The 26,456-nt window shown below is 59.5% G+C and carries 23 protein-coding genes; 19 read left to right on the top strand and 4 right to left on the bottom strand.

What is annotated here, in order from left to right:
• Positions 1–51 precede the first annotated feature (51 nt).
• The 4 genes from KBP52_RS08955 (at position 52) to KBP52_RS08970 (ending at position 4,991) form a co-directional block, all read left to right on the top strand.
• Positions 52–1,359, top strand: coding sequence for a urate hydroxylase PuuD (locus KBP52_RS08955; protein ID WP_095119999.1), 1,308 nt, complete (start codon positions 52–54; stop codon positions 1,357–1,359).
• Positions 1,360–1,525: 166 nt separating this feature from the next.
• Positions 1,526–2,884 carry a nucleobase:cation symporter-2 family protein gene (locus KBP52_RS08960; RefSeq protein WP_077571768.1) on the top strand — a complete coding sequence of 453 codons (1,359 nt, stop codon included), beginning with the start codon at positions 1,526–1,528 and terminating at the stop codon, positions 2,882–2,884.
• Positions 2,885–3,045: 161 nt separating this feature from the next.
• Positions 3,046–3,831 (top strand): outer membrane protein OmpK, encoded by a 786-nt coding sequence (locus KBP52_RS08965; protein ID WP_016982869.1) that lies wholly within the window; start codon positions 3,046–3,048, stop codon positions 3,829–3,831.
• A gap of 374 nt (positions 3,832–4,205) precedes the next feature.
• On the top strand, positions 4,206–4,991 hold the full coding sequence (locus tag KBP52_RS08970; protein WP_077571766.1) for an outer membrane protein OmpK: 786 nt from the start codon (positions 4,206–4,208) through the stop codon (positions 4,989–4,991).
• Between the two features lie 90 nt (positions 4,992–5,081).
• On the opposite strand, the gene KBP52_RS08975 is transcribed toward KBP52_RS08970, so the two are convergent.
• Positions 5,082–6,254, bottom strand: coding sequence for a patatin-like phospholipase family protein (locus KBP52_RS08975; protein ID WP_212622635.1), 1,173 nt, complete (start codon positions 6,252–6,254; stop codon positions 5,082–5,084).
• A 33-nt stretch (positions 6,255–6,287) separates the two neighbouring features.
• On the bottom strand, positions 6,288–7,220 hold the full coding sequence (locus KBP52_RS08980; protein ID WP_007913957.1) for a lipid A biosynthesis lauroyl acyltransferase: 933 nt from the start codon (positions 7,218–7,220) through the stop codon (positions 6,288–6,290).
• A gap of 117 nt (positions 7,221–7,337) precedes the next feature.
• Here KBP52_RS08980 and minC point away from each other — a divergent pair, with 117 nt between their 5' ends.
• The 8 genes from minC to KBP52_RS09020 all read left to right on the top strand — a co-directional run bounded on the left by minC (position 7,338) and on the right by KBP52_RS09020 (position 15,594).
• Positions 7,338–8,075 (top strand): septum site-determining protein MinC, encoded by a 738-nt coding sequence (gene minC, locus KBP52_RS08985; RefSeq protein ID WP_026000431.1) that lies wholly within the window; start codon positions 7,338–7,340, stop codon positions 8,073–8,075.
• Positions 8,076–8,244: 169 nt separating this feature from the next.
• Entirely contained in the window at positions 8,245–9,057 is an 813-nt protein-coding gene (gene minD / locus KBP52_RS08990; protein ID WP_007913953.1) for a septum site-determining protein MinD, read from the top strand.
• Positions 9,057–9,311 (top strand): cell division topological specificity factor MinE, encoded by a 255-nt coding sequence (gene minE, locus KBP52_RS08995; protein ID WP_003223146.1) that lies wholly within the window; start codon positions 9,057–9,059, stop codon positions 9,309–9,311. The genes minD and minE overlap by 1 nt, the downstream gene beginning before the upstream one ends.
• Before the next feature lie 169 nt (positions 9,312–9,480).
• On the top strand, positions 9,481–10,116 hold the full coding sequence (locus tag KBP52_RS09000) for an RluA family pseudouridine synthase (RefSeq protein WP_016982865.1): 636 nt from the start codon (positions 9,481–9,483) through the stop codon (positions 10,114–10,116).
• Between the two features lie 177 nt (positions 10,117–10,293).
• Entirely contained in the window at positions 10,294–11,583 is a 1,290-nt protein-coding gene (locus tag KBP52_RS09005) for a M18 family aminopeptidase (RefSeq protein WP_212622636.1), read from the top strand.
• A 204-nt stretch (positions 11,584–11,787) separates the two neighbouring features.
• Positions 11,788–11,964, top strand: a complete 177-nt coding sequence (locus tag KBP52_RS09010) for a hypothetical protein (RefSeq protein ID WP_016982863.1) — start codon at positions 11,788–11,790, stop codon at positions 11,962–11,964.
• Positions 11,965–12,041: 77 nt separating this feature from the next.
• Positions 12,042–14,195 (top strand): mechanosensitive ion channel family protein, encoded by a 2,154-nt coding sequence (locus KBP52_RS09015; protein WP_212622637.1) that lies wholly within the window; start codon positions 12,042–12,044, stop codon positions 14,193–14,195.
• 64 nt (positions 14,196–14,259) lie between these two features.
• Positions 14,260–15,594, top strand: a complete 1,335-nt coding sequence (locus KBP52_RS09020; protein WP_077571762.1) for an amidohydrolase — start codon at positions 14,260–14,262, stop codon at positions 15,592–15,594.
• A gap of 964 nt (positions 15,595–16,558) precedes the next feature.
• Here KBP52_RS09020 and KBP52_RS09025 read toward each other — a convergent pair.
• A complete protein-coding gene (locus KBP52_RS09025) occupies positions 16,559–17,272 on the bottom strand; it encodes a UTRA domain-containing protein (protein ID WP_007916338.1) in 714 nt (237 codons plus the stop codon).
• Between the two features lie 351 nt (positions 17,273–17,623).
• Between KBP52_RS09025 and KBP52_RS09030 the strand changes: the two genes are divergently transcribed.
• From KBP52_RS09030 to KBP52_RS09055, 6 genes are all read left to right on the top strand, one after another.
• Entirely contained in the window at positions 17,624–18,691 is a 1,068-nt protein-coding gene (locus KBP52_RS09030) for an ABC transporter substrate-binding protein (RefSeq protein WP_077571761.1), read from the top strand.
• A 182-nt stretch (positions 18,692–18,873) separates the two neighbouring features.
• Complete coding sequence (locus tag KBP52_RS09035) at positions 18,874–19,680, top strand: alkaline phosphatase family protein (protein ID WP_123592732.1); 807 nt, start codon at positions 18,874–18,876, stop codon at positions 19,678–19,680.
• A gap of 5 nt (positions 19,681–19,685) precedes the next feature.
• Positions 19,686–20,522: an ABC transporter permease subunit gene (locus tag KBP52_RS09040; RefSeq protein ID WP_185057816.1), complete on the top strand. Its 837-nt coding sequence runs from the start codon at positions 19,686–19,688 to the stop codon at positions 20,520–20,522.
• On the top strand, positions 20,509–21,309 hold the full coding sequence (locus tag KBP52_RS09045; protein ID WP_116032916.1) for an ABC transporter permease: 801 nt from the start codon (positions 20,509–20,511) through the stop codon (positions 21,307–21,309). The genes KBP52_RS09040 and KBP52_RS09045 overlap by 14 nt, the downstream gene beginning before the upstream one ends.
• Entirely contained in the window at positions 21,306–22,295 is a 990-nt protein-coding gene (locus tag KBP52_RS09050) for an ABC transporter ATP-binding protein (RefSeq protein WP_007916331.1), read from the top strand. The genes KBP52_RS09045 and KBP52_RS09050 overlap by 4 nt, the downstream gene beginning before the upstream one ends.
• Positions 22,296–22,406: 111 nt before the next feature.
• Positions 22,407–23,060: an HAD family hydrolase gene (locus KBP52_RS09055; RefSeq protein ID WP_123592730.1), complete on the top strand. Its 654-nt coding sequence runs from the start codon at positions 22,407–22,409 to the stop codon at positions 23,058–23,060.
• 145 nt (positions 23,061–23,205) lie between these two features.
• Here the strand turns inward: KBP52_RS09055 and KBP52_RS09060 are convergent, their stop codons facing one another.
• A complete protein-coding gene (locus KBP52_RS09060; protein ID WP_212622638.1) occupies positions 23,206–24,168 on the bottom strand; it encodes a zinc-binding dehydrogenase in 963 nt (320 codons plus the stop codon).
• Between the two features lie 138 nt (positions 24,169–24,306).
• On the opposite strand from KBP52_RS09060, the gene KBP52_RS09065 reads away from it, so the two are divergent.
• Positions 24,307–26,391: a carboxy terminal-processing peptidase gene (locus tag KBP52_RS09065; protein ID WP_161986601.1), complete on the top strand. Its 2,085-nt coding sequence runs from the start codon at positions 24,307–24,309 to the stop codon at positions 26,389–26,391.
• Positions 26,392–26,456 lie beyond the last annotated feature (65 nt).

Consider the following 26,456-nt stretch of genomic DNA (forward strand, 5'->3'; position numbering starts at 1 on the left):
GAGAAGGTCTGATCACTCGACAACAAGAGTGACAGGCGAGAGGTAAAGACTGTGGAAGCACATCTGTTGGAATGGCTGAACCTGAGCGTGCGCTGGGTTCACATGATTACTGGCGTGGCCTGGATCGGCGCGTCGTTCTACTTCGTCTGGCTGGAGAACAACCTCAACCGCGTCAACCCGAAAACCGGCCTGGCCGGTGACCTGTGGGCGATCCACGGTGGCGGTATCTATCACCTCGAAAAATACAAACTGGCCCCACCGGCGATGCCGGAGAACCTGCACTGGTTCAAATGGGAAGCCTACTTCACCTGGATGTCGGGTATCGCGCTGCTGTGCGTGGTGTTCTACTCCAATCCAACGCTCTACCTGCTGGCTCCGGGCAGCACCCTGAGCGGCCCTGAAGGCGTGGCCATCGGTATCGGCTCGCTGTTTATCGGCTGGTTCATCTACTCCTTCCTGTGCGACTCGGCCTTGGGCAAACGCCCTGCTCTGCTTGGTTTCATTCTGTTTGTGCTGATCATCGGCGCGGCGTATGGCTTCAGCAAAGTGTTCAGCGGTCGTGGTGCATACCTGCACGTCGGCGCGATCATCGGCACCATCATGGTCGGTAACGTGTTCCGCATCATCATGCCGGCGCAACGCGCACTGGTCGCGGCGATTGCCGAGAACCGTACGCCGGACCCGGCGCTGCCAGCCAAAGGCTTGCTGCGTTCGCGTCACAACAACTACTTCACCCTGCCGGTGCTGTTCATCATGATCAGCAACCACTTCCCGAGCACGTATGGCAGCCAGTACAACTGGTTGATCCTCGCCGGGATCGCGGTATTGGCGGTGTTGGTGCGTCACTACTTCAACACCCGTCACGACAGCCACAAGTTTGCCTGGACCCTGCCAGTGGCAGCGGTGGGCATGATCAGTCTGGCGTACGTCACCGGCCCGATGCCGATGTCGACCGCGCCGGAAGTGGCCAAGGCACCAGCGAAAATCGAGTACCAACCGCTGCCGGAAACGGCACTGGGCGGTGGCGCGAAACCGGCTGAAGCGGCACCGGCAGCCCCTGCTGAACCTGCTGCACCAGCACAAGCCTCCAACGCAGGTCCTGGTTTTGACAAAGTCCACACCGTGATCCAGGAACGCTGCGCGGTTTGCCACTCGGCCAAACCAACCAGTCCGTTGTTCAGCGCAGCTCCGGCGGGTGTGATGCTCGACACCCCTGAGCAGATCCGTCAGAACGCGGCGCGCATCCAGGCGCAAGCCATCACCACGCAGATCATGCCACTGGGCAACATCACTCAGATGACCCAGCAGGAACGTGACCTGATCGGTGCATGGATCGCCCAGGGAGCACAGACCAACTAAGCAACAAAGCTTCGCGAGCAGGCTCGCTCCCACAGAGATCGCGCATTTCCTGTGGGAGCGAGCCTGCTCGCGAATCGCCTTAACGCGGTTTACCTGATGCACAGAAACAGCTGTGAGCAACCCGGCAGCTGTTCAATCACAAGAATAAAAAGATCCGAGGTGTTGCATGTCCGAGCTGTCCAAAGCGCGCATCCCCGACGCACCCGCCATTCAGCGATTGCCCCTTTTGCAACTGATCCTGGTCGGTCTGCAACATGTTCTGCTGATGTACGGTGGTGCCATCGCGGTGCCGCTGATCATTGGACAGGCCGCTGGCCTGAGTCGTGAAGAAATTGCCTTCCTGATCAACGCTGACCTCTTGGTCGCCGGTGTCGCCACCATCGTCCAGTCCATGGGCATCGGCCCGATGGGCATTCGCATGCCGGTGATGATGGGCGCCAGTTTTGCCGCTGTCGGCAGCATGGTCGCCATGGCCGGCATGCCCGGTATCGGCCTGCAAGGCATCTTCGGTGCGACGATCGCCGCCGGTTTCTTCGGCATGCTCATCGCGCCGTTCATGTCCAAAGTCGTGCGCTTCTTCCCGCCGCTGGTGACCGGCACGGTCATCACCTCGATCGGTTTGTCGCTGTTCCCCGTGGCCGTGAACTGGGCCGGTGGCGGCGCCGCCGCTGCGCAATTCGGCTCACCGATTTATCTGGCCATCGCTGCATTGGTGCTGGGCACTATCCTGCTGGTCCATCGCTTCATGCGCGGTTTCTGGGTCAACATTTCCGTACTGATCGGCATGTGCTTCGGCTACATCCTGTGCGGCGCGATCGGCATGGTCGACCTCAGCGGCATGGCCAACGCGCCATGGATTCAGTTCGTCACCCCGCTGCATTTCGGCATGCCGAAATTCGAACTCGCGCCGATCCTGTCGATGTGTCTGGTGGTAGTGATCATCTTCGTAGAATCCACCGGCATGTTCCTCGCGCTGGGCAAGATCACCGGCCAGGAAGTCTGCCCACGCATGCTGCGTCGCGGCTTGCTGTGTGATGCCGGCGCCTCGTTCGTGGCGGGTTTCTTCAACACGTTTACCCACTCCTCTTTCGCGCAGAACATCGGCCTGGTGCAGATGACCGGCGTGCGCTGCCGTTCGGTGACCATTGTTGCCGGTGGTTTGCTGATCGTGTTGAGCCTGTTGCCAAAAGCGGCGTTTCTGGTGGCGTCGATTCCTCCGGCGGTACTCGGCGGCGCAGCGATTGCGATGTTCGGCATGGTTGCCGCGACCGGCATCAAGATCCTGCAGGAAGCCGACATCGGTGACCGTCGCAACCAGTTGCTGGTCGCGGTGAGCATCGGCATGGGCCTGATCCCGGTGGTGCGTCCGGAATTCTTCGCGCACCTGCCGCTGTGGATGAGTCCGATTACTCACAGCGGCATCGCCATGGCCACGCTCAGCGCACTGACGCTGAACCTGCTGTTCAACATTCTCGGCGGCAAAGAGCGCGCAGCGATCAACGACTGCCATGCACACCAGCACTAACAGCAACACCGATGTAGCCCCTGTAGGAGTGAGCCTGCTCGCGATCGCGGTATGACATTCAACACATGAGTTGATTGAAAGAACGCTATCGCGAGCAGGCTCACTCCTACAAGGGTCAACAGCTCTGCGCCTCAAACAATAAAAACAAGAGGGAGCAACAGATGATTCGCACGCAAACCAACGTTCTGTTGAGTGGCGGCCTGCTGGCCGCGAGTCAGGCCATGGCCGGCGATTTACTGCTGTGGCAGACCAACAGCCTCAGCTACCTGTACGGCAAGAATTTTGCGATCAACCCGTCGATTCAGCAGACGCTGACCTTCGAGCACGCCGACAAGTGGAAGTACGGCGACAACTTCCTGTTTGTCGACAAGATCTTCTACAACGGCAAAGAAGACGCGAACAAAGGCCCCCACGCCTTCTACGGTGAGTTCACCCCGCGCTTCTCGTTCGGCAAGATCTTCGACCAGAAACTCGAGTTCGGCCCGATCAAAGACGTCCTGCTCGCCATGACTTACGAGTACGGCGAAGGCGACAGCGAGGCCTATCTGATCGGCCCCGGTTTCGACCTCAAGGTGCCCGGTTTCAACTACGTCACCCTGAACATTTTCCGCCGCCAGACCGAAGGCCCGCGCCCCGGCGATGGCGTCTGGCAAATCACCCCCGGCTGGTCCTACAGCTTTCCCCTCGGTAATTCCGATGTGCTGATTGACGGCTATCTCGATTGGGTGGTCGACAACGATGAGAACTCGCGCGGCACCTATCACGCCAACCTGCACATCAACCCGCAGATCAAATATGACCTGGGCAAAGCCTTGGGCTGGAGCCACAAGCAACTGTATGTCGGCACCGAATACAGTTATTGGAAAAATAAATACGGCGTCGAAAACACCCACAACTTCGACACCAATCAGAACACCGCCAGCCTGCTGGTCAAGGTGCACTTCTAAGATGGCCCGCAACCGTGCCCCATGCCTGTCGTCGGTGCTCTGTTGCGGGGCACTTGAGGCCTGGCCGTTGAGTCAGTATTCTCCGCGGCCTCTTGAATTCGGTCTAAAAAAAAGCCCGGATTTAATTCCTGACCGAAAAGCCAACTTATCCCGGCCCCGGTCAGTACCGAGGCATCCCGAAAACACACTCAATCGACTGTTTTTCAGCAGCCGAGCGGGTGTTTTTTTGCTTTTCGAAAGCCTTGGCTCGGCTCTTGCTAACAGCAACGAAGCTGACCGATCGGATGACTTTTGCAGCAACGAAAAAAGGCGCCACACCAGAGCGCCGATCTTAAAAAAAATAAACGTGGAACACCTACTTTGGGAGCAACCGAATGAAACGTATGTGCACCAGCCTGATGCTCGCGGGATCGATGTTGGCCGGCGGCCAGGCCATGGCCGAGGGCCTGCTGCAGTGGCAGAACAACAGCCTGACCTACCTCTATGGCAAGGACTTTCAGGTCAACCCGCGCATCCAGCAGACCGTCACCTTCGAGCACGCCGATGCGTGGAAGTATGGGGATAACTTCTTCTTCCTCGACAAGATCTTCTACAACGGTGGCAAGGACTTCAGCAACGGTCCGAACACCTACTACGGTGAGTTCAGCCCGCGCATCTCGCTGGGCAAAGTGCTCGACCAGAAGATCGAGTTCGGCCCGATCAAAGACGTCCTGGTGGCGATGACTTACGAGTTCGGCGAAGGCGATACCGAGTCGTACCTGATCGGTCCAGGCTTCGACCTGGCCATCCCGGGCTTCGACTACTTCCAGTTGAACTTCTACCAGCGCCACACCCAAGGTGCTCGCGCCGGTGACAACGTCTGGCAGATCACCCCGGTCTGGTCCTACACCATCCCGGTCGGCAAGTCGGACATCCTGATCGACGGCTTCATGGACTGGGTCACCGACAACGACTCCAACTCCAAAGGCGATTACCACGCCAACCTGCACTTCAACCCGCAGATCAAATACGACTTGGGCAAGGCGTTGAGCTTCGGCGAGAAGCAGCTGTATGTCGGTGTGGAATACGACTACTGGAAAGACAAGTACGGCATCGACGACACCGGTGCGTTCAAGACCAATCAGAGCACCACGAGCTTCCTGGTGAAGTTCCACTTCTGATTTCAAGAGCTTCGCGAGCAGGCTCGCTCCCACATTCGACCGAGTTCCAATGTGGGAGCGAGCCTGCTCGCGAAGGCCTCACCGCAAATCTCAGACTGGAACCACCGACTCGGATAGTCCGAGAAACCGGCACAACTCCTCACGTTTGGCCAGCGCATCACGCCGCCCCAGATCAATCAACTCGCTGCAATACCCCGCCTCGAACAGCAAATAACTCAACACCCCCGCCCCACTGGTCTTGGTCGCCCCCGGCCCACGCAAAAAAAGACGTAACGCCGCCGGCAATTCCTGGCGATGCCGCGCCGCGATCTCATCGATCGGCTGACTCGGCGAAATCACCAACACCTCCACCGGTGCCACACCCAATTCACGCGTCGGTGTGCCGGCGGGCACCAAGTGGCTGAACTGGTTGAGACGCTGCAGCAACTCGATGTCGCTCTCGAGGCTGTCAATGAACGTGCTGTTGAGCATGTGCCCGCCAATCTGCGCCAGCGTTGGCTGCTGGCCGGTGTAGGCGCGCTCCTGCGGCTGCTGCGGATCATATCCGCGCGGATTGCCGCTGACACCGACCACCAGCACCCGGCTCGCGCCCAAGTGCAGCGCCGGGCTGATCGGCGCCGATTGCCGCACCGCGCCATCGCCAAAGTATTCATCGCCAATTTTCACCGGCGCGAACAGCAACGGAATCGCCGAACTGGCGAGCAAGTGATCCACCGACAATTGCGTCGGTACGCCGATGCGCCGATGCCGCAACCACGAATCGATCTTGCCGCCGCCCTGATAGAACGTCACCGCTTGTCCTGATTCGTAGCCGAACGCGGTCACCGCCACCGCGTGCAATTGCTTGCGCGCAATCGATTCGGCGATGCCGGGCATGTGCAGTTTTTCATTGAGCAGTTCGCGCAGCGGCGAACTGTTGAGCAGCGCCACCGGCAATTGCCGACCGAGGCCGAGCAGGCTGTGGCTGACAAAGCGGCTGGCCTGACGGATAACCCCGGGCCAGTCACTGCGCAACACGCGATGGCTGCGAAAGCCTTGCCAGAACAAGGTGAGACGTTCGATGGCGGCGCGAAAATCGGTAGCGCCACTGGCGAGGCTGACCGCATTGATCGCCCCGGCCGAAGTACCGACGATCACCGGGAACGGATTGTCCGCGCCCAACGGCAGCAACTCGGCAATCGCCGCCAATACCCCCACCTGATACGCCGCCCGAGCCCCGCCGCCGGAAAGAATCAAACCTGTGACCGGTTCAGCTGGGCTCATCGCAACACTCCATGGTGCTTGTCAGTGATTGGTTCAGCGGCGCTTGGCGTACAACTTCGGCTCGCCCGGTGGGCGGCTCTTGAAGCGACGGTGCGCCCACAGGTATTGCTCGGGGCAGGCACGCAAAGCGCTCTCGACCCACTGGTTGATGCGGATGCAGTCGGCTTCTTCGGTTTCGCCGGGGAAATCTTCCAGCGGCGGATGAATCACCAAGCGATAACCGCTGCCATCGGCCAGACGTTCCTGCGTGAACGGCACCACCAATGCCTTGCCGAGACGGGCAAATTTGGTCGTCGCCGTCACGGTCGCTGCCTGGATACCGAACAGCGGCACGAAGATGCTCTGCTTGGCGCCGTAATCCTGGTCCGGTGCGTACCAGATCGCGCGACCGGAACGCAGCAACTTGAGCATGCCGCGCACGTCGTCACGCTCCACCGCCAGCGAATCGAGGTTGTGCCGCTCGCGCCCCTGACGCTGAACATAGTCAAACAACGGATTCTTGTGCTCGCGGTACATGCCGTCGATGGTGTGCTGCTGGCCGAGCAGCGCTGCACCGATTTCCAGCGTGGTGAAATGCGCGGCCATCAGGATCACGCCTTTGCCTTCGCGCTGGGCCTTTTGCAAATGCTCCAGGCCTTCAACGTGGGCCAGCTTGGCGAGACGCTCGCGCGACCACCACCAGCTCATGGCCATTTCAAAGAAAGCGATGCCTGTAGAGGCGAAGTTCTCCTTGAGCAGACGTTTGCGCTCGGCAGCGGATTTTTCCGGGAAGCACAGCTCAAGGTTGCGCTTGGCGATGCGCCGTCGGTCGCCGGCCACGCGGTACATCAAGGCGCCCAAAACTCGACCGATGGTCAGCAAGGCCGGATACGGCAGCTGCACAATAAGCCATAAAAGCCCCAGACCGCACCAGAGCGGCCAGAAGCGTGGCGATAAAAATGCTTTTCGAAAACGCGGGCGATCCATTAAAGCTTCCGTAAATACAGTGGCCGCGCATTCTACATCGTTCGACCCGGCTTGCGGCCTGCGGGCGTTCTCGTTATAAGTCTCGGCACTTTTAGTGACAAGCCGTTGTATGCCGACATGAGCCAAACCGAACCGTTAGACCAAGATCCCGTATTCCAGCTCAAGGGCAGCATGCTGGCCATTACTGTGCTGGAACTGGCCCGTAACGACCTCGAAAGCCTCGATCGGCAATTGGCCGCCAAAGTCGCCCAGGCGCCGAACTTCTTCAGCAACGCGCCGCTGGTTCTGGCGCTGGACAAACTGCCGCCGAGCGAAGGCGCCGTCGATCTGCCGGGCCTGATGCGCGTCTGCCGCCAACATGGCCTGCGCACTCTGGCGATTCGCGCCAGTCGCATCGAAGACATCGCCGCCGCCATCGCCATCGACATTCCGGTATTACCGCCATCGGGCGCCCGTGAACGGCCGCTGGAAACGCCAGAAGCCGAAGTCAAAAAGAAGCCGGAAAAACCGCCTGAGCCAACGGTCAAACCGACCCGCGTCATCACCACGCCAGTACGTGGTGGCCAACAGATATATGCCCAGGGTGGCGATCTGGTCGTGGTGTCCTCGGTCAGCCCGGGGGCGGAACTTCTCGCCGATGGCAACATCCATGTATACGGCCCGATGCGCGGTCGGGCGCTGGCCGGCGTGAAGGGTGACACCAAGGCACGGATTTTCTGTCAGCAATTGAGCGCTGAACTGATCTCCATCGCCGGTCATTACAAGGTTTCCGAAGATTTGCGTCGCGACCCTATGTGGGGCTCGGGCGTACAGGTCAGCCTGTCGGGCGACGTGTTGAACATCATTCGGCTTTAACGGATACTGCCGCATTTTCCAAGCATCTCTAAAACGTAGCGAAAACGGCTCAAACGAAGTAGGAAAAAGGCTCAACGCCGAATTCCAGCCAAGGCTGTCCGACTGCAGTAGTTTTCAAGAGATGTTTTTCAGGGGCTAAAAAGTCCTTCTTCCTTAGGGGTGAAACACCTTGGCCAAGATTCTCGTGGTTACATCCGGCAAGGGTGGTGTGGGTAAGACCACCACCAGCGCCGCTATCGGTACCGGCCTCGCTCTGCGCGGCCACAAAACAGTGATCGTCGACTTCGACGTGGGCTTGCGTAACCTTGACCTGATCATGGGTTGCGAGCGCCGCGTGGTGTATGACTTCGTCAACGTGGTCAACGGCGAAGCCAACCTGCAACAGGCCCTGATCAAAGACAAGCGCCTGGAAAACCTCTACGTACTGGCCGCCAGTCAGACCCGCGACAAAGACGCGCTGACTGTCGAAGGCGTGGAAAAAGTCCTGATGGAGCTCAAGGAACAATTCGAGTTCGTCGTCTGCGACTCCCCGGCCGGCATCGAGAAAGGTGCGCACCTGGCTATGTACTTCGCTGATGAAGCGATCGTCGTGACCAACCCGGAAGTGTCCTCGGTACGAGATTCGGACCGCATGCTCGGCCTGCTGGCGAGCAAATCGCGTCGTGCCGAACGTGGCGAAGACCCGATCAAGGAACACCTGCTGATCACCCGCTACCACCCGGAGCGTGTTGAAAAGGGCGAAATGCTCGGCGTTGAAGACGTCAAGGAAATCCTCTCGGTAACGCTGCTCGGCGTGATCCCGGAATCCCAGGCGGTGCTCAAAGCATCCAACCAGGGCGTCCCGGTGATTCTCGACGACCAGAGCGATGCCGGTCAGGCTTACAGCGATACCGTCGACCGTTTGCTGGGCAAAGAAAAAGCCCACCGTTTCCTCGATGTCGAGAAGAAGGGATTCTTCGAGCGCCTGTTTGGAGGTAGGTAATGAACCTTTTTGACTTCTTTCGTGCCAACAAAAAGCCAAGTACCGCCTCGGTAGCGAAAGAGCGTCTACAGATCATCGTGGCGCATGAGCGCGGCCAGCGCAGCACGCCGGATTACCTGCCAGCCTTGCAGAAGGAACTGGTCGACGTGATCCGCAAGTACGTCAACATCGGCAACGACGACGTACATGTTGCACTGGAAAGCCAGGGCAGTTGCTCGATTCTGGAACTCAACATCACCCTGCCTGATCGCTGAGTCGATCCGGCAGTCGCTACGGCGGCTCGGACTATTGATGCTTGTGTAGGAGCTGCCGAAGGCTGCGATCTTTTGATCTTCAAAGTCAAAAGATCGCAGCCTTCGGCAGCTCCTACAGGGTTATCAGCAGTTCCGAGCCGCCGTTGGCATTTGTTACGAGGCTGTTTTAATGCCGCTGTCCAACATCCACATCCTCCATCAGGACGCCGCCGTACTGGTGGTGAACAAACCGACGTTGCTGCTCTCGGTGCCCGGTCGCGCCGACGACAACAAGGATTGCCTGATTACCCGTTTGCAGGAAAACGGCTACCCGGAAGCGCGCATCGTCCATCGTCTGGACTGGGAAACCTCCGGCATCATTTTGCTCGCGCGTGACGCCGACACCCACCGCGAACTGTCGCGGCAGTTTCACGACCGCGAAACCGAAAAGGCCTACACCGCGTTGGCCTGGGGTCAGCCGGAGCTCGACAGTGGCAGTATCGACCTGCCCCTGCGTTACGACCCGCCGACCAAACCGCGTCATGTGGTCGACCACGAATTCGGCAAGCATGCGCTGACCTTCTGGCGTGTGCTGGAGCGTTGCGGTGACTGGTGTCGCGTTGAGTTGACGCCGATCACCGGCCGTTCGCACCAATTGCGCGTGCACATGCTGTCGATCGGGCATCCGCTGCTCGGCGACGGGCTCTACGCCCATGAGCAGGCGCTGGCGGCATGGCCACGCCTGTGTCTGCACGCGAGCATGCTCAGCTTCACCCACCCGCAAACCGGCGAACGCCTGCGCTTCGAGTGCCCCGCGCCGTTCTGACAGGCACCGTAGCCCCTTGTAGGAGTGAGCCTGCTCGCGATAGCGGTATGTCAGACAAGACTTACTTGAATGACACACCGCTATCGCGAGCAGGCTCGCTCCCACAAGGGTTCGGGTGCAGATTCAATTCCCCGGCCGATGCGTTAAACTCCCGCCCATTGCTGTCTGGAGTTTCTTATGCGCGAAGAGTTGAACCAAGGCCTGATCGACTTTCTCAAGGCCTCCCCTACCCCGTTCCACGCCACCGCCAGTCTGGTGCAGCGTCTGGAGGCTGCCGGTTATATGCGCCTCGACGAGCGCGAGCCATGGACCACCGAGCCGAACGGCCGCTATTACGTCACCCGCAACGACTCCTCGATTGTCGCGATCAAAATGGGCCGCACTTCGCCACTGCACGGCGGCATCCGCCTGGTCGGTGCGCACACCGACAGCCCGTGCCTGCGGGTCAAGCCGCAACCGGAGCTGCAGCGTCAGGGCTTCTGGCAACTGGGCGTTGAAGTTTACGGCGGCGCGCTGCTGGCACCGTGGTTCGACCGTGATCTGTCGCTGGCCGGCCGCGTAACCTTCCGCCGCGACGGCAAAGTCGAAAGCCAATTGATCGACTTCAAGGCACCGATCGCCATCATTCCGAACCTGGCCATTCACCTCAACCGTGAAGCCAATCAGGGCTGGGCGATCAACGCGCAGACCGAACTGCCGCCGATCCTCGCGCAATTCGCCGGTGACGAGCGTGTCGATTTCCGCGCCGTGCTCACCGATCAACTGGCCCGCGAACATGGCTTGAACGCCGACGTCGTACTCGATTACGAGCTGAGCTTCTACGACACGCAAAGCGCTGCAGTCATCGGCCTGAATGGCGACTTCATTGCCGGCGCGCGCCTCGACAACCTGTTGTCGTGCTACGCCGGTCTGCAAGCCTTGCTCACCGCCGAAACCGACGAAACCTGCGTACTGGTGTGCAACGACCACGAAGAAGTCGGTTCCTGCTCGGCCTGCGGTGCCGACGGCCCGATGCTCGAACAGACCCTGCGCCGTCTGCTGCCGGAAGGTGACGAATTCGTCCGCACCATCCAGAAATCCCTGCTGGTCTCGGCCGACAACGCCCACGGCGTGCACCCCAACTACGCAGAAAAGCACGACGCCAACCACGGCCCGAAACTCAACGCCGGCCCGGTGATCAAGGTCAACAGCAACCAGCGCTACGCCACCAACAGCGAAACCGCCGGGTTCTTCCGCCATCTGTGCATGGCCGAAGAAGTGCCGGTACAGAGCTTCGTGGTGCGCAGCGACATGGGTTGCGGCTCGACCATAGGCCCGATCACCGCCAGCCACCTCGGTGTGCGCACTGTCGACATCGGCCTGCCGACCTTCGCCATGCACTCGATCCGTGAACTGTGCGGCAGCCACGATCTGGCGCACCTAGTCAAAGTGCTGAGCGCGTTCTACGCCTGCCGCGAGTTGCCTTAAAAGCTTCGCGAGCAGGTCGAATCGTCGCACCGTCGCTCCCACCCTGGAATGCATTCCAAACTGTGGGAGCGAGCCTGCTCGCGAAAGCGGCAGTCCAGGCAGCACAAATTTCATTTTGAAACCGGCTCAATTCTGATACACATCAGAACCGCTCCACCAAAACCGACCTAGACTTACATCATTCATTTCGACAAGGCAGTCTCCATGATCTCGATGTCTTCGTTCCACGCCATGCTCATTCCCATCCTGTGCGGAATGATCCTGCTGGCAATCGGTTTCAACTTCCGTGACAAGAACGCCGGGGTGTTTGCCATGTGGGTCGGCATGCTGACGATCCTCGCCACCGTGGTGTACAAGATCCTCGCCAAACTCAACGAATAAATCCGCGCCCGGCTCGCATTGCTTTAGTGGGCCTCGTACACTCCAGCGAATCCGCCCCTTGCGAGGTTGACCGCCTAGTGTTCGCTCGTCTTTTTGCTTTGCCCAGCCTGTTCCTCGTCTGCCTGATGACGCTGTTGCCGCTGGCCCCCGCCCACGCGGTCGGTTTGCCCGGTCTGCTCAACACCAACAAAGCCCAACCGGAAGCCCAGGAACCGCTCGGCCAGTCCCTCGACGAAGTCATCAAGTCGCTGGAAAACGACAAGCAACGCGCACAGTTGCTGACCGATCTGAAGAAGCTGCGCGACGCCACCAAAAAGGCTCAGGCCAGCCCCGAAGAAGGCGTGCTCGGCCTGATCGGCGGCACTCTGTCCAACTTCGAAAAACAATTCACCGGCGCCGACAGCCCGCTCAACCGCTGGGGCAACGAGTTCGACCTGGCCAAGGACGAACTGAGCGCGATGATGCTGCCGGCCAACGAGTGGCTGCCGATCATCTTCGGCTTCGCCATGATCCTCGCGGTGTGGAGCCTGCTAGCCGCCGCACTGATCTGGCTCAGCCATCGGGTGCGCATGCGCTTCGGCCTTACCGAAGAATTGCCGCAACACCCCAAGGCCCTCGACATGCTGCGCTTCGCTTTGCGCAAGCTCGGGCCGTGGCTGATCGCGTTGGTGATGACGGTTTACATGAGCTACGCATTGCCGTCGTCGCTGGGCAAAAGCCTGGCGATGGTGCTGGCCTATGCGCTGGTGGTCGGCACCTGTTTCTCGGCGATCTGCGTGATCGCGTTTTCCCTGCTCGACGGCCCGCACCGCCATCGTGCGCTGTACATCCTCCGTCATCAGGCGTTCCGGCCGCTGTGGCTGATCGGCAGCTTCGCCGCGTTCGGCGAAGCGCTGAATGATCCGCGCCTGATCGAAAGCCTCGGCGTGCATCTGGCCCACACCGCCGCGACCATCGCCAATGTCCTCGCGGCACTGTCGACAGGTCTGTTTATCCTGCGTTTCCGCCGACCGATCGCGCACCTGATCCGCAATCAGCCGCTGTCACGGCGCCTGACCCGCCGCGCCCTCAGCGACACCATCGAAATCCTCGGCACCTTCTGGTACGTGCCGGCGCTGGTGCTGGTCGGCATCTCGCTGTTCGCCACCTTCGTCTCCGCCGGCGACACCAGCACCGCGCTGCGCCAGTCACTGATCTGCACCGTGCTGCTGGTGATGTGCATGGTGATCAACGGCCTCGTGCGCCGCCACTCACTGAAACCGCAACGCGGGCCAAAACGTCATGCGCTGTACTCCGAACGCCTGAAAAACTTCTTCTACACCCTCGCGCACCTGCTGGTCTGGCTGGTCTTCATCGAACTCGGCCTGCGCGTCTGGGGCCAGTCGCTGATCGGTTTCGCCGAGGGCGAAGGACATGATGTCAGCGTCAAACTGTTCAGCCTGATCGGCACACTGATTTTCTCCTGGCTGATCTGGATCCTCGCCGACACCGCTGTGCACCACGCCCTCACCCGCTCGCGCAAAGGTCTGGCAAATGCTCGTGCGCAAACGATGATGCCGCTGATTCGCAACGTACTGTTTGTAGCGATCTTCATCATTGCGCTGATCGTCGCGCTGGCGAACATGGGCATGAACGTCACGCCACTGCTGGCCGGTGCCGGCGTGATCGGTCTGGCCATCGGTTTCGGTGCGCAGTCGCTGGTGGCGGACTTGATCACCGGCCTATTCATCATCATTGAAGACTCACTGGCCATCGATGACTACGTGGATGTCGGCGGCCACCTCGGCACCGTCGAAGGCCTGACCATCCGCACCGTGCGCCTGCGCGACATCGACGGCATCGTCCACACCATCCCGTTCAGCGAAATCAAAAGCATCAAGAACTACTCACGGGAGTTCGGCTACGCGATCTTCCGCGTCGCGGTGCCGTACAACATGGAAATCGATGACGCGATCAAACTGATGCGCGACGTCGGCCAGAAGATGCGCACCGATCCGCTGCAGCGGCGCAACATCTGGTCGCCGCTGGAGATTCAGGGGGTCGAGAGTTTCGAATCCGGCAGCGCGATCCTGCGCGCACGGTTCAAGACTGCGCCGATCAAACAGTGGGAAGTTTCCCGGGCGTTCAACCTGTCGCTCAAACGCCATCTCGACGAAGCCGGACTCGATCTGGCAACGCCGCGCATGAGCGTGCAAGTGATCACTGCCGGTGGCGGTCAGCCGAAGGAATAGCACTCAGGCGCGCGGTTGCAGTCACAGGCAGGGAAGCCCGACAACAATAATCAAGGAGAAACCGATGCAACTGACGCGCATTGCCCAAGCCGTTCTACTGACCCTGTTCGCCAGCCACGCCGGCGCCGCGACGCTGGAAAGTACCCGCACGCAAATCGCCGAACAAGCGCAAAAGCTCGAGCCCGAGCTGCTGGAAACCCGCCGCGACATCCACGCTCATCCAGAACTCGGCAACACCGAAAAACGCACCGCAGACCTCGTCGCCAAACAACTCAAAGCCATGGGCCTGGAAGTCAAAACCGGCGTCGCCCGCACCGGCGTGGTCGCCGTCCTCAAAGGCGCCCTGCCCGGCCCGACTGTGGCTTTGCGCGCCGACATGGACGCACTGCCGGTCAAGGAAGTCTCCGACCTGCCCTTCGCCTCGAAAGCCAAAGGCACCTACCTCGACAAAGAAGTCGACGTCATGCACGCCTGCGGCCACGATGCGCACACCGCGATCCTGCTGAGCACGGCGAAAATTCTCACGGGCATGCGCGACACCCTGCCCGGCACCGTGGTGTTCTATTTCCAGCCCGCCGAGGAAGGCCCAAGCGACTTCGTACCCGACGGCAAAAACACCTGGGGCGCGAAAATGATGGTCGAGGAAGGAGTAATGAAATCGCCAAAACCCGACGCGGTGTTCGGCCTGCACGTCTGGGCCGGCATCCCCGCCGGCCAGATCGCCTACCGCCCCGGCGCCACCCTCGCCAGCTCCGACGACCTGCGCATCAAAATCCTCGGCAAACAAACCCACGCCGGCCGCCCATGGGACGGCATCGACCCGATCACCGTCGGCGCGCAAACCATCGTCGGCCTGCAAACCGTGGTCAGCCGCCGCACCGACATATCCTCTTACCCGTCAGTGGTCAGCATCGGCACCATCAACGGCGGCACGCGCTACAACATCATTCCCGAATCCGTGGACATGACCGGAACGATCCGCTCCTACGACTACGGCATCCGCCAGAAACTGCATACCGACGTACGCCAGACCGTAGAAAAAATCGCCGAAAGCGGTGGCGCGAAAGCGGATGTGACCATCATCGAAAAATACGACCCGACGATTAACAACCCGGCACTGGCGGAAAAAATGCTGCCGACACTGAAGTGGGCAGCCAAGGATGATGTGGTGAATGCGCCGCTGGTGGGTGGCGCGGAAGACTTTTCTTTCTATGCCAAGGAAGTGCCGGGACTGTTTGTGTTTCTCGGCGTCACGCCGCGGGATCAGGACATGAGCAAGGCCGCGCCGAATCACAATCCGGGGTTCTTTGTCGATGAGTCGGCGTTGGTGGTGGGCGTGAGGACATTGGCGTCGTTGGCGACGGATTATTTGTATGCCAATGCGGGGGTGGGCGAATAGGGATGAGGTGACTGTGGGGGCGCCTTCGCGAGCAGGCTCGCTCCCACATTTGGACCGTGTGCAGCCTGTCAGAAATGGGCCGGCTGTCAGGGCGCTATTGCGAGCAGGCTCACTCCTACATTTGGACCGTGTGCAGCCTGTCAGAAACAGGTCGGCTGTCAGGCCGCCATCGCGAGCAGGCTCACTCCTACATTTGGAACGTGTGCAGCCTGTCAGAAACAGGTCGGCTGTCAGGCCGCCATCGCGAGCAGGCTCACTCCTACATTTGGACCGTGTGCAGCCTGTCAGAAACAGGTTGGCTGTCAGGCCGCTATCGCGAGCAGGCTCACTCCTACATTTGAACCGTGTGCAGTCTGTCAGAAATGGGTCGGCTGTCAGGGCGCCATCGCGAGCAGGCTCGCTCCCACATTTGGACCGTGTGCAGCCAGTTAGAAATTGGTCGGTTGTCAGGTCGCCATCGCGAGCAGGCTCACTCCTACATTTGGACCGTGTGCAGCTTGTCAGAAACAGGTCGGCTGTCAGGCCGTCATCGCTGGCAAGCCAGCTCCAACAAGGATTGAGCCCAACCGGTAAACCTAAATCGCTTCGGCTTCTCACCACTCAACACAATGAGCGCAAGCTCGAGTACCGCTCTTGATCTTGCCGTGCCGGCCCCTTCGGCAGGCTGAGTGGAGGGGTCTATCCGGGGGTGGGCGCGCAGCGCCGTTCGACGAAGTCGAACACATCGAAAGTAGGTGCAGCGAAGCAAACCGGAAGCGATGCCCCCGGATCGATCCCGGAGCGAAGGAACCCCGAGCCCCAGCGAGCGGGCCGAACGCCGGGGCCTAGCCTTTTGCTTACTTTTCGGCGTCTGGAAAAGTGAGTCGCTGTAAGAGCGAAACCGTCAGCGGCAGCACCCGAAGCAACGGATATACACCCAAAACCCCAAGAACCTGGTCGGCCCACAGGCCGCCAAGGTCAAAGCTCAAACCACATCAACCCCAACGTGAATCGCATCATGCCGCCAAAACTCCAGATCACAATCAATCAACCGCTCATGCTGATCATAATTAACCCGAGCAATCCTTAACCCCGGACTCCCCACCGACACCCGTAAAGCCGCCGCCGCATCCACCGACAACGACGTAGGCACAATCTCAAAGCGCACCCGCCCATAATGCAAATCGTAATGCCGCGCATACAACTCGGTCATCGACTGATTCAAATCAAACTCAAGAATCCCCGGAAAAAACTGCGGATTCAAATAATGCTCAACATAAAGCACCAGCCGCCCATCAATGCGCCGCGACCGACAAATCTGAATCACGCTCGACAACGCCGGCAACTGCAACCAGGCACACACCGCCGCAGACGCCGGCTGCAACCGCGCCGAAATAACCTCGGTCGACGGCACCCGCCCTTGCGCACTGACCATCGCGTGAAAGTGACTGCGCTGCATCAGGTTATAGGCCAGACGCGGCGGCGAAACGAACCAGCCACGGCGCTCCTCACGATAAATCTGCCCCTGCGCCTCCAACTGCAACAACGCCTCACGCACGGTAATCCGCGTCGTGCCGAACAACTCACTGAGCTTGCGCTCGGCCGGCAACTTGCTGCCCGCCGCCAGCAAGCCGTGATCGAGCTGCTCCTGCAACACCTGGCCGATCGCTGTCACCGCTTTTGTTGCCTCATCGCGCATCAACGTTACCTATCTGGACTAGACCAGCACTGTTTCGGGGCAAAACCGCACGGCAATCGAGCCGTTTCCTGATGATGCAAGCCTAGGCAGTGCAGATGACCGAGAGATGACAAAACTACCGAACGGTCGTCTTCATGACTTGCAATACATCGGCCAAGTCCCTTGCGCTCCGGGCCTTTGAGCATGGTCTACGCTTATCTGACAGCCGCCAATACCGGGCAAATAAAAGGCCCGCCGCAAGGCCGCCGACATCAAAGTGTCATCCAGCCCCCTTAAATTGGCTCAGGTATTGCTGACCTAGACCAACACACACCGCAATCGCAGCGTTGAACACGACCAAGGAGCTTCGGAATGAAACAGCTTTTCCTGGCAACACTGTTAGGCTCGACCATTGCAATGTGCACCTCCGCCATGGCGGCCGGCACCGATCTGAAAACCCTCGAAGCCGCTGCGAAAGCGGAAGGCGCCGTCAACAGCGTCGGCATGCCGGATGACTGGGCCAACTGGAAAGGCACCTGGGAAGACCTGGCCAAGACCTACGGCCTGAAACACATCGACACCGACATGAGTTCCGCCCAGGAAATCGCCAAGTTCGCCGCCGAGAAAGACAATGCCAGCGCCGACATCGGCGACGTCGGTGCCGCCTTCGGTCCGATCGCGGTCAAGCAAGGCGTGGTGCAACCGTACAAGCCAAGCACCTGGGATCAGGTTCCAGACTGGGCCAAGGACAAGGACGGCAACTGGGCACTGGCTTACACCGGCACCATCGCCTTCATCGTCAACAAGAAGCTGCTGCACGGCTCCGAAGTACCAACCAAATGGGCAGACCTCAAGGGCGGCAAATACAAGGTCTCCATCGGTGATGTGAGCACCGCTGCACAAGCCGCCAACGGCGTATTGGCCGCAGCCCTGGCCAACGGTGGCGACGAGAAAAACATCAAGCCTGCCCTGCTGCTGTTCGCCGACATCGCCAAGCAAGGTCGCCTGTCGATGGCCAACCCGACCATCGCCACCATGGAAAAAGGCGAGATCGAAGTCGGTGTGGTTTGGGACTTCAACGGCCTCAGCTACAAAGCCAAGATGGCCAACCCGGATGACTACGTGGTGCTGATCCCGTCCGACGGTTCGGTGATTTCCGGCTACACCACCATCATCAACAAGTACGCGAAAAACCCGAACGCCGCCAAGCTGACCCGCGAATACATCTTCAGCGACGCCGGCCAGACCAACCTCGCTCGCGGCAACGCCCGTCCGATCCGCGCCGAACACCTGCAACTGCCGGAAGACGTGAAAGCCAAGCTGCTGCCGAACGAGCAGTACAAAAAGGTCACCCCGATCAAAGACGCCGATGCGTGGGAAAAGACCTCCAAAGCCCTGCCACAGCAGTGGAACGAGGAAGTCATCGTCGAGATGAAATAAACCGGCTGATCACCGATGCATGATCTGAAACAAATCCCCATGTAGGAGTGAGCCTGCTCGCGATAGCGGTAGTTCAGTCAACATTGTCGTTGAATGTTCAACAGCTATCGCGAGCAGGCTCACTCCTACAGGGGATCTCGGCTGAATCTGAAATTTCCTGTTTTCGCGGAGTTTTTGCCCCTATGAAGCACAACGTCATCCTTGTCGTGCTCGATGGCCTCAACTACGAGGTCGCGCGTCACGCCATGGGGCATCTGCAGGCTTATGTTGGCGCAGGACGCGCCGCGCTCTACCAGTTGGAGTGCGAACTGCCGGCCCTGTCCCGACCGCTTTATGAATGCATCCTCACCGGCGTACCGCCGATCGACAGCGGCATCGTCCACAACAACGTCTCGCGCCTGTCCAATCAGCGCAGCATTTATCACTACGCCCGCGATGCCGGTTTGAAAACCGCGGCAGCGGCGTATCACTGGGTCAGCGAGTTATACAACCGCTCGCCGTTCGTAGCCGCCCGCGACCGCCACACCGACAATCTGTCGCTGCCGATCCAGCACGGGCATTTCTACTGGAGCGATCACTACCCGGACTCGCACCTGTTCGCCGACGCGGAAAACCTGCGCCTGCGCCACGATCCGAACTTCCTGCTGATTCACCCGATGAACATCGACGACGCCGGGCACAAGCACGGCCTCGACTCTTCGCAATACCGCAACTGCGCGCGCTCGGCCGACATCATCCTCGCCGACTACTTGCAGAGCTGGCTCGACGCGGGCTATCAGGTATTGGTGACTGCCGACCACGGCATGAACAACGATCGCTCGCACAACGGCCTGTTGCCGGAAGAGCGCCAAGTGCCACTGTTCGTCCTCGGTGACGCCTTCAGCCTCGACGCTGGCGCCGCCCCCAAGCAGACCGAAATCTGCGGCACCGTCTGCGAACTGCTCGGCGTGCCCCACGACAAACCTGTGTGCCGGGAGTTGCTCAAGTGAACTCAATGACTCGCGGCAAATGGCTGGCAGCCCTGTGCGTGGTGCCCTTCGCGCTGTTCTTTATCGTCTTCGAAATCGCCCCGCTGACCTGGGTGATGATCAGCAGCCTGCAATCGGAAGAATTCGGCTGGAGCTTGGCCAATTTCAGCAAGATCTTCAGCTCGAAGTTCTATTTGCAGGCGATCCAGTACAGCCTCGAAATCAGTTTCTGGTCGAGCGTTTTCGGCATCATCATTGCCGTACTCGGTGCGTATTCCCTGCGCCGGGTAGATTCGAAACTGCGCAATTTCGTGAATGCCTTCGCCAACATGACCAGCAATTTTTCCGGCGTACCCTTGGCCTTCGCGTTCATCATCCTGCTCGGTTTCAACGGCAGTATCACAATCATGTTGAAGCAGTCGGGGATCATTCAGGATTTCAACCTGTACTCGAAAACCGGGCTGATCATCCTTTACACCTATTTCCAGATTCCTCTTGGCGTGCTGCTGCTCTACCCGGCCTTCGACGCCTTGCGTGAAGACTGGCGCGAGTCGGCCGCGTTGCTCGGCGCCAACGGCTGGCAGTTCTGGCGACACATCGGTTTGCCGGTGCTGACCCCGGCGTTGCTCGGCACCTTCGTGATCCTGCTGGCCAATGCCCTCGGCGCCTACGCCACGGTGTATGCGCTGACGACGGGCAACTTCAACGTCCTGCCGATCCGTATTGCAGCGATGGTCTCCGGCGATATTTCCCTCGATCCGAATCTGGCCAGCGCTTTGGCCGTGGTATTGGTGGCGTTGATGACCATCGTCACCGTCGTGCATCAACTGCTGTTGAAGAGGAGCTACCATGTCTCGCGCTGAATCCGGCCCGGCCGGCCTCTACCACCGCGTCGTGGTTTATCTGCTGTTCGCGATCCTCTTGCTACCACTCGTAGGCACGCTGGTTTATTCGATCGCCAGCAGTTGGTCAGCGACCATCCTGCCCAGCGGCTTCACCTTAAAGTGGTACATCCAGTTGTGGAGCGATCCGCGCTTTCTTCACGCGTTCGGTCAGTCTTTGCTGGTGTGCGTCGGCGCGCTGGTGCTGTCGGTGGTGCTGATTCTGCCGCTGCTGTTCGTGGTGCATTACCACTTCCCGAAACTCGATGCGCTGATGAACATTCTCATCCTGCTGCCCTTCGCGGTGCCGCCGGTGGTGTCGTCGGTGGGTCTGTTGCAGCTCTATGGTTCCGGGCCGATGGCGATGGTCGGCACGCCGTGGATTCTGATCGGTTGCTACTTCACCGTGGCCCTGCCGTTCATGTACCGGGCAATCACCAACAACCTGCAAGCGATCAACCTGCGCGACCTGATGGACGCCGCACAACTGCTCGGCGCCAGCACCTTTCAGGCAGCGTTTCTGGTGGTGCTGCCAAACCTGCGCAAAGGCCTGATGGTCGCTTTGCTGCTGTCGTTCTCGTTCCTGTTCGGAGAGTTCGTCTTCGCCAACATTCTGGTCGGCACTCGCTACGAAACCCTGCAGGTGTATCTGAACAACATGCGCAACAGCAGCGGCCACTTCACCAGTGCGCTGGTCATCTCGTATTTCTTTTTCGTGCTGGTCCTGACCTGGATCGCCAACATCTTGAACAAGGACAAAAGCGAATGAGCTACGTCAGCGTCCAACACCTGCAGAAAAGCTACGCCGGCACCACGGTGTTCAGCGACATCGACTGCGAAATCAACAAGGGCGAGTTCGTCACCCTGCTCGGCCCCTCCGGTTGCGGCAAATCCACACTGCTGCGTTGCATCGCCGGCCTGACGCCGGTGGATGGCGGAAAGATCCTGCTGGATGGCGTCGATATCGTGCCATTGAGTCCGCAGAAACGCGGGATCGGCATGGTGTTTCAGAGTTATGCGCTGTTCCCCAACATGACCGTCGAGCAGAATGTTGCCTTCGGTTTGCGCATGCAAAAGGTCAACGCCGACGACAGCCATAAACGCGTTTCCGAGGTGTTGAAACTGGTTGAACTGAACGACTTCGCCAGTCGCTATCCGCATCAACTGTCCGGTGGCCAATGTCAGCGCGTGGCCCTTGCCCGTTCGCTGGTGACGCGCCCGCGTCTGTTGCTGCTGGACGAGCCACTGTCTGCACTGGATGCGCGCATTCGTAAGCACCTGCGCGAACAGATCCGCCAGATTCAGCGCGAACTCGGCCTGACGACGATTTTCGTCACCCACGATCAGGAAGAAGCGCTGACCATGTCTGATCGGATTTTCCTGATGAATCAGGGAAAAATCGTCCAGAGCGGCGATGCCGAAACCTTGTACACCGCACCCGTCGATGTGTTCGCCGCCGGCTTCATCGGCAACTACAACCTGCTTGATGCCGACGACGCATCGAAGCTGTTGCAGCGCCCGATCAACCACCGCATCGCCATTCGCCCGGAAGCCATTGAACTGAGCCTGGAAGGCGAACTCGACGCGCAGATCCGTAGCCACAGCCTTCTTGGCAACGTCATCCGCTATCGCATCGAAGCGCGTGGCGTGGAACTGGTGGTGGATGTGCTCAACCGCTCGGCGGCCGATCTGCATCCCGACGGTCAGCGTTTGGCGCTTTCCATCGATCCGACGGCCCTGTGTGAAGTAGCTTAAAAGCAGCTGCAAGCTTCGAGCTACAAGCTTCAAGTTGTAGACTGCGGCGTAACTGATTTCAATTCTTGCAGCTCGACGCTTGTAGCTCGCAGCTGTTCTCGGAGAGAACCGATGGCTTTGGCAATTTTTGATCTGGACGAAACGTTGATCCACGGCGACTGCGCCACCCTCTGGAGCGAGCAGATGGGGCGCCTCGGCTGGGTCGATCCCGAGTCGTTCATGCGCAAGAACAACGAACTGATGGACGCCTACAGCCATGGCAAATTGCGCATGGAAGACTACATGGAGTTCAGCCTCGAACCGCTGATCGGCCGCACGCCGGAAGAAGTCGAGCACTTGGTCGGGCCATGGGTTGAAGACTTTATCGAACCGATCATCTTCAGCGACGCGACCAAAACCATCGCCGCCCACCGCAAGGCCGGCGACCGGATTCTGGTGATCTCGGCGTCGGGCACGCATCTGGTCAGACCGATTGCCGATCGACTGGGCATTGATGAAGTTCTGGGGATTGAACTGGAAGTCGCCCATGGCGTTTACAGCGGCCATACCATGGGCACGTTGACCTACCGCGAAGGTAAAATCACTCGCTTGCTGGAGTGGCTGGATGCTGAAGAGGAGAACCTGGAAGGTGCGAGTTTCTATTCCGACTCGCGCAATGATCTGCCGCTGTTGCTGAAGGTGGATTTCCCACACGTGGTGAATCCGGACCCAGTGCTGCTGGAACACGCAGAAAAGGCCAACTGGCCAATCCATCTCTGGAAATGACAAAGATTTAATCTGCACAGGCAGGCTGATATTCCAAACCTGAGTTCGACCCGATGCATCAGGTCGATGTAGCCCGGCAGAACAACCCGGTCAGTCCCCTCTCCCTTTGGGAGAGGGTTAGGGTGAGGGGCTTTTTGCCTTGATCTCAGCTCAGACTTTCATCAATCACCAACACCAGCTTTCCCGCCACCGTATTACTCGCCAACTCGGCAAAAGCCGCCTCGGCATCCTTCACCGCAAACGCCTTGGCCAACTGCGGACTCAACCGCCCTTCGGCAAACAACGGCCACACCTGCTGGCCCAGATCACTCAACAGATCCGCCTTGAACTGATCGTCACGACTGCGCAACGTCGAGCCCAGCAGTTGCACACGCTTGGCCAAGACCTGCGCCAGATCCAGTTTGGCCTCACGGCCACCCATCAAACCGATCAACACCCAACGGCCGTCCAGCGCCATCAGTTTGAGATTCAGCGCCGAATAATTGCCGCCGACCGGATCGAGAATCACATTGAACGGCCCGAAATCACGCAGGCTCTCCAGATCATCGGTGCGCAGCACCCCGCCCTGCGCACCCAGCGCCTCACAGTAGGCCAAACGCTCGGCCGAACCAACGCTGACCCAGCACGGATTGCCAAACGCCTTGCACAACTGAATGGCGGCTGAACCGATTCCACTTGCGCCGGCGTGCAAGAGAACTTTCTCACCCGGTTTGAGCGCCGCAAGTTGAAACACATTCAGCCAGACTGTTGCATAAACCTCGGGCAATGCTGCCGCCTCGATCAGCGAGACGCCTTCGGGAACCGGCAGCACGTGCCGCCCGTCGACGACCACCTCTTCGGCCATGCCGCCCCCGGCCAGCAAGGCGCAAACCCGATCGCCGACCTGCCAGGCACTGCCCGCGCCGACCTCGCTGATCACCCCGGAGCACTCAAGACCGAGTACCTGGCTGGCCCCTGGTGGTGGCGGATAGAGCCCTGCTTTCTGTAATAAATCGGCGCGATTGAGGCCTGCTGCTGCCACTCGAATGCGGACTTGTCCTACATCGCACGTAGGACTCGGCTCTTCAACCCATGCCACTTGACCGTCAACGCCTTGCAATGCCTTCACAGTGCCTCCATAGTGAGTCTGGACTGAGCCCGAAGCTGTAGCGCCGGGCTTTTTGCATTATGCGACCGGCTCTCGTAGAACCGGCGACTTCAAAGACGGCCTAATATGCGTTATCAATTGTCCCCGCGTCGAATCAGCATGAAGCATTTGCTCCCCAGCACCGCCCTCGCTCTTTTCATCGGTATCGGTTTGTTGCCGGTGTCGGGCAATACATTCGCAGCCAACAGCTGGGACAAATTGCAGCCTGATCGCGATGAAGTCATCGCCAGCCTGAACGTCGTCGAGTTGCTCAAGCGTCACCACTACAGCAAGCCGCCGCTCGACGATGCGCGCTCGGTGATCATCTACGACAGCTACCTCAAGCTGCTGGATCCGTCGCGCAGCTACTTCATGGCCAGCGACATCAGCGAATTCGACAAGTGGAAGACCCAGTTCGACGACTTCCTCAAAAGCGGCGATCTCAACGCCGGGTTCACCATCTACAAGCGCTATCTGGACCGCGTCAAGTCGCGTCTGGACTTCGCCCTTGCCGAGCTGAACAAAGGCGTCGACAAGATGGACTTCACCACCAAGGAAACCTTGCTGATCGATCGCAAGGACGCCCCTTGGCTCAAATCCACCGCTGAACTCGACGACCTGTGGCGCAAACGCGTCAAGGACGAAGTGCTGCGGATGAAGATCGCCGGCAAAGAGCCGAAGCAGATCCAGGAAACCCTGACCAAGCGCTACAAGAATCAGTTGGCGCGCCTGGATCAGACCCGTCCGGAAGACATCTTCCAGGCGTACATCAACACCTTCGCCATGTCCTACGATCCGCACACCAACTATCTGTCGCCGGATAACGCGGAAAACTTCGACATCAACATGAGCCTGTCCCTCGAGGGCATCGGTGCCGTGTTGCAGAGCGACAACGACCAGGTGAAAGTCGTGCGTCTGGTGCCGGCGGGCCCGGCCGACAAGACCAAACAGGTCGCCCCGGCCGACAAGATCATCGGCGTTGCCCAAGGCAACAAGGAAATGGTCGACGTGGTCGGCTGGCGTCTCGACGAAGTGGTCAAACTGATCCGTGGCCCGAAAGGCACCGTGGTGCGTCTGGAAGTGATTCCGGCGAGCAATGCGCCGAACGACCAGACCACCAAGATCGTGCCGATCACCCGTGAAGCGGTGAAGCTCGAAGACCAGGCCGTGAAGAAGTCCGTGCTCAACCTGAAACAGGACGGCAAGGACTACAAACTCGGCGTGATCGAGATCCCGGCTTTCTATCTCGACTTCAAGGCTTTCCGTGCCGGTGATCCGGATTACAAGAGCACCACTCGCGACGTCAAGAAGCTGCTCACCGAGCTGCAGAAAGACAAAGTCGACGGCGTGGTCATCGACCTGCGCAACAACGGCGGCGGTTCCCTGCAGGAAGCCACCGAGCTGACCAGTCTGTTCATCGACAAAGGCCCGACCGTACTGGTGCGTAATGCCGATGGCCGTGTCGACGTACTCGAAGATGAAAACCCGGGCGCGTTCTACAAAGGTCCGATGGCGTTGCTGGTCAACCGCTTGTCCGCCTCGGCTTCGGAGATCTTCGCCGGCGCCATGCAGGACTACCACCGCGCGCTGATCATCGGTGGTCAGACCTTCGGTAAAGGCACCGTGCAGACCATTCAGCCGCTCAACCATGGCGAACTGAAACTGACGCTGGCCAAGTTCTACCGGGTCTCTGGCCAGAGCACCCAGCATCAGGGCGTGTTGCCGGACATCGACTACCCGTCGTTGATCGACACCAAGGAAATCGGCGAGAGCGCCCTGCCGGAAGCCATGCCGTGGGACACCATCCGTGCGGCAATCAAACCGGCGGCCGATCCGTTCAAACCGTTCCTGGCCCAGCTCAAGTCCGAACATGACACGCGCACCGCCAAGGATGCCGAGTTTGTGTTCATCCGTGACAAGCTGGCCCTGGCGCAGAAACTGATGGAAGAAAAAACCGTCAGCCTCAACGAAGCCGAACGCCGTGCCCAGCACAACGACATCGACGCCAAGCAACTGACGATGGAAAACATCCGTCGCAAAGCCAAAGGCGAAGAACCGCTCAAAGAGCTGAAAAAAGAAGACGAAGACGCCCTTGCGGCTGCCGATCCGGACAAGGTCAAACCAGAAGACGATGCCTACCTGAGCGAAACCGGGCGCGTACTGCTGGATTACCTGAAGCTGAGCAATCAGGTGGCCAAGAAGTAAGGTGATGGCAATTTAATGCTGACGATCCCCGGATCGTCATCAAACAGTCATCATTCTGTCGTGCA

The sequence above is a fragment of the Pseudomonas sp. SCA2728.1_7 genome (genome assembly GCF_018138145.1).
Lineage (GTDB): Bacteria > Pseudomonadota > Gammaproteobacteria > Pseudomonadales > Pseudomonadaceae > Aquipseudomonas > Aquipseudomonas koreensis_A.